The organism is Arthrobacter sp. P1_B3 (assembly GCF_056406615.1).
In genome coordinates this window covers 152,257-164,945 of sequence record NZ_JBFTZV010000003.1, presented here as the reverse complement: position 1 = coordinate 164,945, position 12,689 = coordinate 152,257, and the positions used below count along the sequence as shown (strand labels likewise).

The following is a 12,689-nucleotide window of genomic DNA, read 5'->3' as shown; positions in this document are numbered from 1 at the left end:
GTCCTGGCGGGGCCTACTTTTTGCTGGGAGCCCGGCGCACCCGCATGACGAGGAACCGCCCGGCCACCCCGGCGGCCAGCACCGCGGCCATGAACAGCATGGAGGCCGGCGGCAGGGTGACGGCCAGGACCACGCAGCCGAGGAACCCCAACACATTGAGCCAGCGCGGCGCATGCCAGGGGCGGCCGGCCAGCGTGAATGCGGCGGCGTTGGTCACGGCGTAATAGATCAGTACGCCGAAGCTGGAAAATCCGACCACGGTCATGACGTTGGTGCTCAGCAGCAGGATGACGACGGCGGCGGCGACGGCCAGTTCCGCAACGAACGGGACGGTGTGGGCGCGGCCCACCCTGGCCAGCGGGGCGGGCAGGTCCCGTTCCCGCGCCATCGCCAGGGTGGTCCTGCCGACCCCGGTGATCAGGGCCAGCAACGCGCCAAGGCAGGCGGCCGCCGCTCCGGCTTGGACGAAGGGGACGCCGCCGCTGAAGCGGGAGGCCGCCACCGCGTCCAGCAGCGGCGCCGTCGAACCCGCCAGCTGCTGCGGCGGCAGGTGCCACTGCAGCAGCGCGGCCAGGCCAAGGTAAATCACGAAGGCCGCGGCCAGCGCGGCCAGGATGGCCCGCGGGATGGTGCGGGCGGGGTCCTTGACCTCCTCGCCCAGGGTGGCGATCCGCGCATAGCCCGCGAAGGCGAAGAACATCAGGCCCGCCGCGGGAAGGACGCCCCAGCCGCCGGAGGGCGCCGCAAGGTAGGCCGGCGCCGCCGCCACCGCGGGGGCGCCATCCGGGTGCGGGCCCAGCAGCGACGCCACGGCGACAAAGACAAGTGTGGCCAGCACCACGGCCAGCAGGACCCGGGTCAGCATTGCGGTCCGCGTGATGCCGAGCAAATTTACGCCCGTGAGGACCACGACGCCGGCGACAGCCAGCGGCGTGGCGTAGGCCGGCGCCACGTAGTGCCCGAACGTCAGCGCCATYGCCGCGCAGGACGCAGTCTTGCCCGTCACGAAGCCCCAGCCCGCAATGAAGCCGGGCCACTCGCCGAGCTGCCGGCGTCCGTACACATACGTGCCCCCGCTGGCGGGGTATCTGGCTGCCAGCTGCGCCGACGCGACCGCGTTGCAGTAGGCGATGGCGCCGGCCACGGCCACGGCGAGAGTCAGCAGCGGCCCGGCCAGGGCGGCGGCGGGGGAGAACACGACGAACACGCCGGCGCCGAGCATGGAACCCAGGCCGATTGCCGTGGAATCGAACACGCCGAGCCGGCGCTGCAGCTGCCGGTGGGGCCGCTGCGGTCCGGACCTGTAACCGGGGCGGTCACCGGGCACATCACCGGGCTGGGTTCCGTTGTGCCGGGTTGCCATGGCGGGAGGGACCTTTCCAACGGGTAAACTCGAACGGGATCGTTCCTGAAGCGATCCTATTGAACTTCATTTACTGAATATCGATTTCTTGAACGTCACTTTTTGATTTTCCGCTGAAAGGAATGCTGTGCTGCGCACACATGACCTCGGATCGCTTCGCTCCGAGCACATTGGACAAACCGTAACCCTCGCCGGCTGGGTCGGCCGGCGTCGTGACCACGGTGGTGTCGCATTCGTTGACCTGCGCGACGCGTCCGGCGTCGCCCAAGTGGTGGTCCGCGAAGAAGAGGTCTTCCACGGCCTGCGCAACGAGTACGTGCTGCAGATTGTCGGCACGGTTTCCCAGCGCCCCGAGGGCAACGAGAACCCGGCGCTTCCCACCGGTGAGATCGAGGTCATGGCCGAGAAGGTCACCATCCTCAACACCTCCGATCCGCTGCCGTTCCAGATCGACGAGCACGTTGAGGTAGGCGAGGAAGCGCGCCTGAAGCACCGTTACCTGGACCTGCGCCGCCCCGGCCCCGCCCGCAACCTGCGCCTGCGCTCGGAAGCCAACCGCGTGGCCCGCGAGCTGCTCCACCAGGATGGCTACGTGGAGATCGAAACCCCCACGCTGACCCGTTCGACGCCGGAAGGCGCCCGCGACTTTGTGGTTCCCGCACGCCTCGCGCCGGGTTCCTGGTACGCGCTGCCGCAGTCCCCGCAGCTGTTCAAGCAGCTCCTGCAGGTGGGCGGCTTCGAAAAGTACTACCAGATCGCCCGCTGCTACCGCGATGAAGACTTCCGCGCGGACCGCCAGCCGGAATTCACGCAGCTGGACATCGAGGCCAGCTTCGTGGATCAGGACGATATCATCCGCCTGGGCGAGAACATCGTCAAAGCCCTGTGGAAGCTGATCGACGTCGAGATTCCGACGCCGATCCAGCGCATCACCTACCACGACGCCATGGCCCGCTACGGCTCGGACAAGCCGGACCTGCGCTTCGGCCAGGAGCTCACCGAGCTGACCGAATTCTTCAAGGACACTAATTTCGGTGTCTTCAAGGCGCCCTATGTCGGTGCCGTCGTCATGCCCGGCGGCGCCTCCCAGGCCCGCCGGGCCCTCGACGCCTGGCAGGAATGGGCCAAGCAGCGCGGCGCCAAGGGCCTGGCGTACGTCCTGTACAAGGAAGACGGCGAGCTCGCCGGTCCCGTCGCCAAGAACCTCACGGACACCGAGCGTGCGGGCCTCGCCGACGCCGTCGGCGCCAAGCCCGGTGACTGCATCTTCTTCGCAGCCGGCGAGAAGAGMCCCTCCCGGGCACTCCTCGGCGCTGCCCGCGTGGAGATCGGCCACCGTACCGGCCTCATCAACCCCGCTGACTGGGCCTTCTGCTGGGTCGTGGACGCGCCGATGTTCGAACCCGCAGCGGCTGCGGTGGCGTCCGGCGACGTCGCCGTTGGCGCCGGCCAGTGGACGGCCGTGCACCACGCGTTCACCTCGCCCAAGCCCGAGTTCATGGGCTCCTTCGACACGGATCCCGAGTCGGCGCTGTCCTACGCCTACGACATCGTCTGCAACGGCAACGAAATCGGCGGCGGCTCGATCCGTATCCACGAGCGCGACGTCCAGGAACGCGTCTTCGAGCTCATGGGCCTGGACAAGGCAGACGCGCAGACCAAGTTCGGCTTCCTGCTGGAGGGCTTCAAGTTCGGCGCCCCTCCGCACGGCGGCATCGCGTTCGGCTGGGACCGGGTGGTTGCCCTGCTGGCCGGCGTGGAGTCCATCCGCGACGTCATCGCGTTCCCGAAGTCCGGCGGCGGCTTCGACCCCCTGACCCAGGCTCCCGCTCCCATCACGGCGCAGCAGCGCAAGGAAGCCGGCGTCGACTTCAAACCAGAGGCCAAGAAGAAGCCCGAGGACGGCAAGAACTAAGCCGGAAGCATCAGCATGAACAGCAGGGGCTCCCCGGGCAACCGGAGAGCCCCTGCTGTTGTCATACTCGGCCGCATTTGTTCCGGATGGAGAGGACCCCGATGGACCTGAGTCCGCACCGTGAAGCGAGCCCCGAGTCGGGCGCGGAAACCAATTCCGAAGCCATCGCGGCAGCCAACACTGAATCCACCCCGGGGCTGGAAGCGCTGATGGATGCGGCGTGGCCGGCCGCCGAACGGGAGGAGTCCGGCGGCTGGGTACTGCGGGCGGCCTCCGGGGTGACGCAACGGGCGAACTCGGTCTGGGTGCGGGACGCCGGCGATGACGACCCGCACCGGCAACTGGCCGCACTCCGGGCGGCGCGGCTTTGGTACCGGAACCGCCGGCTTCCGCTGATCTTCCAGATCTTTGACGGCCCGCGCCAATCGGCTTTGCAGTCGGTGCTCGATGCCGAAGGATTCACCCGGCAGTCCGAAACCCTGGTCCTGGTCCGCGGACCCGGCCCGCAGCCCGGTGCGGGTTCCGGCGACCCCGACCCCGCCGTAGAAATCTCGGCGGAGCCGTCGGCGGATTGGCTGGACCTGTGGTGGAGCGTTGACGGCCGCGGGGGAGCGGCCGAGCTCGACGTGGCCCGCCGCATCCTGGCAGGGTGCCCCGCCCTGTACGCCCTCGTGCGGGATGACTCCGGCGCGCCCGCCGCCGTCGCGCGGCTCGCTTTGCCTGGCACAGGGCGCACTGGGCCCGCGTGGGGTGGACTGTACTGCATGGCTACGCGTCCGGATGTGCGGCGGCTGGGCTATGGCGGCCGGATTGTCCGGGCGCTTTTGCGTGAGGGCGGGGCCCGCGGCGTGGCCGGGTACTGGCTTTTGGTGATGGCATCGAACGCAGGTGCCCGGAGTCTGTACACCCACGCCGGCTTCCGCGAAGCCGGCCGGTACCTCTACCGGCAGGAACGGCCGAAGCGGCACCTGACCGGCTGCTGAAACGGCGTCTGCGGCACCCGAGCGAATCGGGCGCCGCAGACGCCGTCGGGCCTCTCGGAGCAGTAGGCGCAGTACGGGGGCTCTACATGTCTTCGGTTTCGTAGTGCAGGCCGAGCCACGGCGAGGCAGTCAGTTGACCATTGGAGGGCCGAGGTGCGGCCGGCGGTACCTCGCCGCGTGCAGCCGGGGCCACGCACGGCATGGGCCTTTGTGTGTTGGATCCCTGCAGTCCCAGGGTCCGGTGCCCGGTCAAGTGAATTGGCCAGTGGTGCGGGAATGCGCTGTGGGGACTGGTTCTGGACATGTGGGTCTCCTCGGGGTCGGGGCGGTTCAGGGAAGCCGCATGGCCGGCAGAGCCTGCTGCCCGGCGAGATTTTCCTCGGCAAGCAGTTCCCGGCGCCGCGCGGTTCCGGCCAGGTAGGGGCCGCCCAGATCCTGGATGGGGGTCTTGTACGTCTCGCGGGAGAAGTACACCGAGACGGCGGCGATCAGCATGCAGACCGTGCCGAAGACGGCCACGGGAACCCAGCCGGCGATGCCCGGGGCCAGGAGCATGCCGGCGATCATCGGGGCGAAGCCGGCCAGGACCAGGCCCAGCTGATTGCCCATCGCCATGCCCGTGTAGCGCACCGGGGCGGCGAACTGCTCGGCGAAGAACGACGGCCATATGCCGTTGAAGCCGGAGTAGAGCACCGTCATGTTCAGGAGTGCGGCCAGGAAGACCAGCACAATGTTGCCGGAGGACAGGGCCAGGAAGTACAGGAAGATCGTGAGGGAGCAGCCGATCGCGGCGGTCAGCAGCACCGGGCGCCGGCCGATCCGGTCCGAGAGCTTCGCGGCCAGCGGCATGGCGAACATCGACAAGCCGATGGCCACGGCGTTGACGGTCAGGATGGAGGCCCGGTCAAAACCGGCCGTGGAGGTGGCGTACGCCAGTCCGAAGACCGTGAAGATGGTCTGCATGACGGACATGATCGACATTCCCATCACACGCAGGACATCGGCGCCCTGGAACTTGAGGACGTCCTTGACCGGCATCGGGGCGACCTGCCGGTGCTCCTGGGCCTCCTCGAAGACCGGAGTTTCGTCCAGGTGGGTCCGCACCCAGTAGGCGATGGCCAGGACCACGATCGAGAGCCAGAACGGGACCCGCCAGCCCCAGCTCATCATCGCGTCCTGCGGCATGGACGTGACGGGAATGAAGACGAGCGTGGCCAGGACCATGCCGGAGGCGTAGCCGGTCATTACGAAGCTGGTGAAGAAGCCGCGTTTGCCGTCCGGGGAGTGCTCAAGCGTGAGCGTGGATGCGCCCGCCGACTCGGCCCCCGCGGAGAAGCCCTGGGCCAGCCGGCCGGCCACGAGCAGGATCGGGGCCCAGACGCCGACCTGTTCATAGGTCGGCAGGAAACCGATACCGAGCGAGGCCAGACCCATGATGCCCAGGGTGAGCAGCAGGATCTTCTTGCGCCCCAGCTTGTCGCCGAAGTGGCCCATGACCAGACCGCCCACCGGCCGCGCCACGTAGGCGACGCCGAAGGTGGCGAAGGCGCCGATCAGGCCGATGGCAGGGTCGGCGGAGGGGAAGAACAGGTGCGGGAAAACCAGGGCGGCGGCTGTCCCGTAGATGAAGAAGTCGTAGTACTCCAGGGTGCTGCCCAGGAACGATGCCAGGGCTGCCTTCCGCGGAGTCTTGCGCGCGGCCGGGGGTGGGGTGGCAGGGCGTGGGGCGGGTGCGGTGTGCATGGGGGTCTCCTTAAGACGACGATGTCTCAGTGGCCGCCGGCTGGGTATCCCCGAGGTGGAAGTCCACCGAGAGGATCTGCTGGCTGTTGGGGAATGAGTATGCCTTGAGCGGTTCGTGCAGCGGATGGGTGTTGTACACTGCGATGTCCTCGACCTTTTCGAAGTCCGCCACGATGGCGTAGTCGAAGGAGCGCTCGGTGCTGAGCACATCCGGGCCGTGGGTGAGGCTGAGCATGCCGGGGATATTCCCGGTCATCCTGTTGAGGCCTGCGATCCATGCCTGCTTGTCGGCCGGCGGGAAGTCCGGTTTGAACTTGAAGAGGACGGTGTGGCGGATCATCTCAGGCTCCTACCAGTTCGGCGGCGGCCTCGACAGCGGTTGGGCCACCCGAGACGAAGTCGGGGTCCTGGCCGGCGATGGTGCGGCCGGCGAGGTAGCCCATGGTCATAATCGGGCCGAGCGTCGCGCCGGCGCCCGGGTACCCTGCCGCGTAGGCGTTTTCGGTCGTGTTGCCCGCGGCATAGAGGCCCTCGATGGGGCGGTTGTCCACGTCCAGGACCCGGGCCCGGCCGTCAGTGGCGACGCCGCCGTTGGTGCCGAACGCGCCGTTGACCACTTCCATCGCGTAGAACGGCCCGGTCCGCAGCGGACCCAGGGACGGGTTCGGGTAGGGGTTCTCGTCGTCGCCCCAGTATTTGTCGTAAGCGCTTTCGCCGCGGCCGAAGTCGGGGTCCTCGCCCTTGACGGCGAACTCGTTGAAGCGGGCCACCGTCGCGGCCAGGTTTTCGGCAGGAACGCCGATTTTCGCCGCGAGCTCCTCCAGCGTCGGCGCCTCGATCAGGTAGGCGGGGGTGGGCTGGCCGGCGCGGTGGGCCAGGATGCCGTAGCGCTCCATGTAGGCGTGGTCCACGATCACATGCGCGGGGGTGTTGAGGGTCTGGTTCCTGGCGGAATCCCAGGACTGCAGGCTGCGGGCGAGGTCGTTGTAGTTCTGGGATTCGTTGGCGAAGCGGCGGCCGTGGCGGTTGACCATCAGCGAGCCCGGGCCCTGGCGTTCGAAGCGGAGCAGGGTGCCGATCGGCTGCCCGTCGCGGGTGTCGCCGGTAATGGACATCGGGGCCCACCAGGCTTCGCGGGTTCCGCGGGTCTGGCCGCCGATCCGCTGGGACATCCGCAGGCCGTCGCCGGTGTTCGAGGGCGGCGAGCACATCGTGTACAGCCGCGAGGCGAGCATCGAATCGGCCAGTGCCTTGTCCCATTCGAAGCCGCCGGTGGCCAGCACCACGCCGTCGTTCGCCCGGAAGACGTCGCCGGATTCGAGTTCGACGCCGGTCACCCGCCCGCCGCCCGTGAGCAGCCGGTGGCCGCGGGCGCCGGTGACGAGGGCGGCGCCGTCGCGGACCAGGCTCGCAAGGAGCATGGACACCAGGGCTTGGCCCTTCGCCACGAGCCCGTCGGCCTGGCGCTGGTTGAGATCATCCCAAGGGAACTTGGTGAACGCTCCCCAGTTTTCGTATTCCTGCATCGTGAACGGGGCGCGGCCGTCGGTGCGGACATGGGAGGTGAGCGCGCCGAGGGCTTCCTTGCTGTTGAACAGCTCGGGCTCCACCGTGCGGCCACCCTCCATGGCGCCGGGCAGGTCCTGGCGGTAGTCCGGGAAATTGTTGAGGAAAATGAAGCGGACGCCGCATTCCTCTTCCACGAAGCGGAGCATCTGGTCGCCGTAGTTCAGGGCGGCGTCCAGGAGCTCCTCCCGCCCACGGCCCCGCGCCACGGCGCGGACATACTCGGCGGCCGCTTCCTTCGAATCGGTCATCCCGGCTTCCCGGGCGTGGTGGTTGTCGGCGACCCAGAGCATGCCGCCGGAGACGGCAGAGGTGCCGCCCAGCAGGACGCTCTTTTCCAGGACGACGACGGACTTGCCGGCACGTGCGGCGGTGGCAGCCGCGGTGAGGGCGCCGGCGCCGGAGCCGACGACGACGACGTCGTAACTGGCCGATGCGGTTCCACTGACGAATTTCATGGGTATTGCCTTTCAAAGAATGAAGAAGTTCCTGCGTGGCCGGGAAGCCTCCCCGGGGAAACGGGGGCAACAGCGGCAGGTCAGGGGCGGAGAGGTCAGACGGCGGTGTAGCCGCCGTCGATCACGAGTTCCGAGCCCGTAGTGAAACGGGATTCGTCCGAGGCCAGGTACAGGACGCCGTAGGCGATTTCGTCCGGTTCGCCCTGCCGGGGCAGCGGATTGGAGCCGACGAGCTGCTTGTAATACTGTTCCGCGCCGATCTCCGACTGTTCGGCGGAGCGGCGGCTCATCCGGGTGTTCATAGACCCGGGATGGATGGAGTTCACTCGGATGCCGTGGCTTCCGTAGGCCGCCGCATCCGACTTGCTCAGCAGCCGGACGGCGCCCTTCGTGGCGTGGTAAAGCGGCACGTTCCTGCCGCCGGTGATGCCGTGGATGGAGGAGAAGTTCACGATGCTGCCGGCGCCCTTCTTGATCATTCCCGGGACCACGTACTTGGTCATCAGCCAGACGCCCTTGACATTGACGTCGAAGATCGTGTCGAAGTCAGAGACGGTGGCGGTGTGGGACGCGCCGGCCGGGCCGATGATGCCGGCGGCGTTGACCAGGACGTCGGGGGCGCCGAGGTCGTCTGTCACCCGGCGGATCGCCTCGGCGACGCTGTCCTCGCTGGTGACGTCGACGTCGTACTGGCTGATGTTTTCGTGAATGGCGGCGGACGGAATGCCCGCAACGTCCAGGCTGGCGACCTTGGCGCCATGTTGGGCCAGCAGGGCGGCGGTGGCGCTGCCCAGATCGCCGCGGCCGCCGGTGACGATTGCGGTCTTTCCGGCCACGCGGTTCGCTGTGGGGTTCATGTGGTCTGCTCCTCGTAACTCCAGCAGCCTCTTTGCTGCGTCCCAGCCAGAGTGACAGCGGGGCTGTGACGCCAACCACACGATTGCCGATGAACGGAAAAGCGACCTTTTGGTGGCTTTGCTTAGTGGCTCTGTTTAGTGGCTCTGGCGGAGGGCGCCCTTGAGCTCCCCGCGCCAGCCCAAGGCGCGGGAGATGCCGCGTGCGGAAGCCAGCAGAACCGGAACCCGGGCGGGGACATTCTCCTCGTTCCGGGGCACCACGACGCTCAGCGCCGCGACGACCGTATTGTCCGGGCCGAAGACGGGGACGGCGATGCCGCTGGATTCCTTCACGATCACCCCGGGCATCACGGCGTAGCCCCGCTGCCGGATCTCGGCCAGGTGGCGGCGGAGCTGGGAAGGGTCGGTGAGTGTGGTTTCGGTGAACTTCGTCAGGGCCTGGGCCAGGACGGTTTCCTGATACTCGGACGGCGAATTGGCCAGCAGCACCAGTCCCGACGATGTGGCGTGCAGTGGAAGGCGGCCGGCGATTTTCGTGATGTCCACAATGGTGGAATGCGAGCCAATCCGCTCGATGTAGAGGACCTCATCGGAGTCCAGGATGCCCAGCGTGGTCGAATGCTGGACCACGGCCTGGACGTCCTCCATGAACGGCAGGGCGGCCTCCCTCAAGCCCACCATCTTGGACCCGCGCGACACCAGTTCCCACATCCGGGTCCCGATGTGCACATTGCCGCCCGGCTCACGATCGAGCAGACGCTCGAGCAGCAAGTCATTGACCAGGCGGTAGGTGGTGGTCACGGGAAGGCCGGTACGCCGGCCCAGTTCTGCGACGCTCATGGACGGGTGGCGGTCGTCAAAGGCGCTGACGATCTTCACAAAGCGGCCGATGATCGACTCGCCCGATGCGGAGTTGGCCAATGAACCTCCTCAGGATTCCCGCTCAATGGTAATCGTCCTCGCGGTGATCCGCGTCACCGGCTCTACTGGGGGTCTGGCATTCCACCCCGGCTGCCGCAGCGAAGCGCGCGGCCGACTGAACGGAGCAAAACCATGAGTAAACCCGTCCTCTGTGATGTCCTCGTCATCGGCTCCGGTGTGGCCGGAATGGCCGCAGCGTTGAAGGCCGCCTCGCAAGGACTGAACGTGATCGTGACCGAGAAGGAACGGTACTTCGGCGGCACGACGGCGATCTCCGCCGGTTGGGCGTGGGTTCCCGGCAACAAGCAGGGCGTGGAGCAAGGGGACACCCGGGAGGAAGCGGAGACCTACTTGCGAAACCTGGCGCCGGATACGTTCAACGAGGCCGGGGTGAGCGAGTTCCTGAACACCGCGCCGGAAGCCATCTGCTTTTTCGAGAACGAGACCGAGGTGAAGTTCACCTACCCGGAGAAGTCACCGGACTACAAGATGGACCTGCAGGGCGCCAAACTCTCGGGCCGGGCAATCCTTCCGCAGGATGTCGACGCGCGCGTGCTGGGGGACAAGCGGCTCCTGATGCAGCCCTATATGAGTTCCTACACCGTCTTTGGCTACATGCCGCAGGTGGGTCCCGACATCAACGAGTTCTTCCATGTGAACCAGTCGGTCAAGTCGTTCGTCTACGTGGCGAAGAAGCTGCTGCGCACCTGGGCCGACGCCGCCCGGTACAAGCGGCCGGTCCTGCGTTCCAACGGCAACGCGCTGATGACCCGCATGGTGAAGAGTGCCGATGACCTGGGTGTGCGCCTCTGGAATTCATCTCCTGTCCTCTCCCTGACCAAGGACGACGCCGGAACCATCACCGGCGCTGTCATCGGCGGTGAGCATTCCACCACCGTGGAGGCACGCCTGGGCGTCATCCTCGCCGCCGGCGGTTTCTCCGGCAGCAAGGAACTGCGGAAGCAGTATTTCCCGCACGACGCCGACGACCACTTCACCCCGACCGTGGGCCACGGCGGTGACGCCGCCAGCCTGGCGATCAGTGCCGGCGGCCACATCGACGATTCGGTGTTCAGCGTGGGGTCCTGGGCGCCGGTGACCGTTTTCAAGTACCTCAATGGCAAAGAGCGTCTCTTCCCGCACCTGCGCGCCATCGGACTGCCGGGGCTGATCGCCGTCGACCGTCACGGCAAGCGCTTCGGGAACGAAGCCCTGAGCTATCACGACTTCGGCGGGACCATGATTGAGCACAACAAGGACGAGGACAAGACGTTCGGGTATGTAATCGGCGATGCCAAGACCATGCACAAGTACGGCATAGGCTATGCCAAGCCCTGGCCGATGCCGCGCGGCTACTTCTACAAAACGGGCTACCTGGTCAAGGGCGCCACCCTTGCGGAGCTGGCCGGCAAGCTCGGCATCGATGCAGCGGGTCTGAAGGAGACCGTGGCCGGGTTCAATCCGGCAGCGGAACGCGGCGAGGATCCGGCGTTCGGCCGCGGCTCCACCCTGTACAACCACTTCCGCGGGGATATGGAGCACATGCCGAACCCCAACCTGGCCCCAGTCGGCAAGGGACCGTACTACGCGGCCACGATCCAGATGGGCGACCTGGGCACTTTCGCCGGCATCGGCGTCAATGAACACTCCGAGGTCACCACCGAAGAGGGAACGGCGATTCCCGGCCTGATGGCGGTCGGTGCGGCAGCCGTCAGCGTTTTTGGGGGCGGCTACCCGGGCTACGGCTCACACATCGGCCCGGCCCTGGTGTTCGGTTACCGCGCGGGCCGAGACATCGCGAAGCTCGCCGCCAACCGGGGTGTGGAGCGTGCGGCCACCGTGGAAGCCGGCTAAGGCGAAGGGCCGGAGACGTCCGTGGCAAACTCACCCACCGGTGAATCGGTCATCAGCCGCGTCGTGCGGCTCATGAGCGCGTTCGACCGCGACCTTCCGACCATGACGCTCACCGGCCTCGCCCGCCGGGCAGACCTGCCCCTGACCACCGCCCACCGGCTCGTGGACGATCTGGTGCTGCACGGCCTGATCGAGCGGCTGGCGGACGGGAACCTGCGGTCGGGGATGCGGATGTGGGAGCTGGCCGCACGGGGATCGCGTGCGCTGAATCTTCGTGAGTTGGCGTTGCCCTTCATGGAGGATGTCCAAGCGGCCGTCCACCAGCACACCACCCTCGCCGTGCTGGACCACGGGACCGTGCTCTACGTCGAGCGGCTGTCCTCGCCCCAATCCAGCCTGGACGCCGCCCATATTGCCCAGAGGATGCCGATTCACGCCGCCTCCTCCGGCCTGGTGCTGGTCGCCTACGCGCCGCCCTCCTTTCAGGACGAGGTGCTTTCACGCCCGCTGGCGGCTGTGACCGCGGAGACCATTACTGACCCGGCACTCATCCGGAAGCATCTGGCGGACATCAGGCAGCGCGGCTACGTTGCCCTGCCGGGTATCGGCGTCACAGAGTGGACGGGCATCGCAGTGCCGGTCTTCGGCCCGGACAACACCGTCGCCGCCGCGCTGAATGCCATCGTTCCGCGGCAGGAAGCCGCCGTGCCCCTCACCGTCCCGGCGCTCCTGACCGCAGCGCACGGGATCTCCCGTGCGCTGAAGGCCTCCAGCCCGGCGCCCCGGCGCGCCTGAGGGCGCCGTCTGAGGGTGGCGGTCTGCCGGGCCTCTGCTGGGCACGCACCTCAGCCCGCAGCGCCGGCCTGAGCCTTGATGGACGGGAGGGCGAGTTCCAGGCTTGCACGAACAGGCCCGCAGTAGACCCGGTTGCAGGCACCACGGCGACCACAGCGCCGGTCAAAATCCCTGCCCGGGCATGGCTGTCACCGCAGATCAGAGGTCATGCGGCATCCCAAGCAACTGCCTCTA

Annotated in this window: 10 protein-coding genes; 4 read left to right on the top strand and 6 right to left on the bottom strand. The window is 67.6% G+C overall.

The window, feature by feature from the left end:
* Window positions 1-13: 13 nt before the first annotated feature.
* Entirely contained in the window at window positions 14-1,363 is a 1,350-nt protein-coding gene (locus tag AC1D2F_RS05150; protein ID WP_364743609.1) for an APC family permease, read from the bottom strand.
* A 127-nt stretch (window positions 1,364-1,490) separates the two neighbouring features.
* On the opposite strand from AC1D2F_RS05150, the gene aspS reads away from it, so the two are divergent.
* Entirely contained in the window at window positions 1,491-3,278 is a 1,788-nt protein-coding gene (gene aspS, locus AC1D2F_RS05145) for an aspartate--tRNA ligase (protein WP_476966327.1), read from the top strand.
* A 101-nt stretch (window positions 3,279-3,379) separates the two neighbouring features.
* On the top strand, window positions 3,380-4,261 hold the full coding sequence (locus tag AC1D2F_RS05140) for a GNAT family N-acetyltransferase (protein ID WP_364743606.1): 882 nt from the start codon (window positions 3,380-3,382) through the stop codon (window positions 4,259-4,261).
* A gap of 330 nt (window positions 4,262-4,591) precedes the next feature.
* Here the strand turns inward: AC1D2F_RS05140 and AC1D2F_RS05135 are convergent, their stop codons facing one another.
* The 5 genes from AC1D2F_RS05135 to AC1D2F_RS05115 form a co-directional block, all read right to left on the bottom strand.
* Complete coding sequence (locus AC1D2F_RS05135) at window positions 4,592-6,004, bottom strand: MFS transporter (protein ID WP_364743603.1); 1,413 nt, start codon at window positions 6,002-6,004, stop codon at window positions 4,592-4,594.
* Between the two features lie 10 nt (window positions 6,005-6,014).
* Window positions 6,015-6,344, bottom strand: a complete 330-nt coding sequence (locus AC1D2F_RS05130; RefSeq protein WP_364743600.1) for a Dabb family protein — start codon at window positions 6,342-6,344, stop codon at window positions 6,015-6,017.
* A 1-nt stretch (window position 6,345) separates the two neighbouring features.
* Window positions 6,346-8,028, bottom strand: a complete 1,683-nt coding sequence (chcC1, locus tag AC1D2F_RS05125) for a 4-oxocyclohexanecarboxylate 2-dehydrogenase (RefSeq protein WP_476966326.1) — start codon at window positions 8,026-8,028, stop codon at window positions 6,346-6,348.
* Between the two features lie 95 nt (window positions 8,029-8,123).
* Window positions 8,124-8,885 carry an SDR family NAD(P)-dependent oxidoreductase gene (locus AC1D2F_RS05120; RefSeq protein WP_229996055.1) on the bottom strand — a complete coding sequence of 254 codons (762 nt, stop codon included), beginning with the start codon at window positions 8,883-8,885 and terminating at the stop codon, window positions 8,124-8,126.
* Between the two features lie 135 nt (window positions 8,886-9,020).
* A complete protein-coding gene (locus tag AC1D2F_RS05115; RefSeq protein WP_476966325.1) occupies window positions 9,021-9,806 on the bottom strand; it encodes an IclR family transcriptional regulator in 786 nt (261 codons plus the stop codon).
* Between the two features lie 132 nt (window positions 9,807-9,938).
* Here AC1D2F_RS05115 and chcC2 point away from each other — a divergent pair, with 132 nt between their 5' ends.
* Both chcC2 and AC1D2F_RS05105 read left to right on the top strand, forming a co-directional pair.
* Window positions 9,939-11,660, top strand: coding sequence for a 4-oxocyclohex-2-ene-1-carboxylate 5-dehydrogenase (chcC2, locus tag AC1D2F_RS05110; protein ID WP_476966324.1), 1,722 nt, complete (start codon window positions 9,939-9,941; stop codon window positions 11,658-11,660).
* 21 nt (window positions 11,661-11,681) lie between these two features.
* On the top strand, window positions 11,682-12,455 hold the full coding sequence (locus AC1D2F_RS05105; protein WP_229996058.1) for an IclR family transcriptional regulator: 774 nt from the start codon (window positions 11,682-11,684) through the stop codon (window positions 12,453-12,455).
* The last annotated feature ends 234 nt before the right edge of the window (window positions 12,456-12,689 follow it).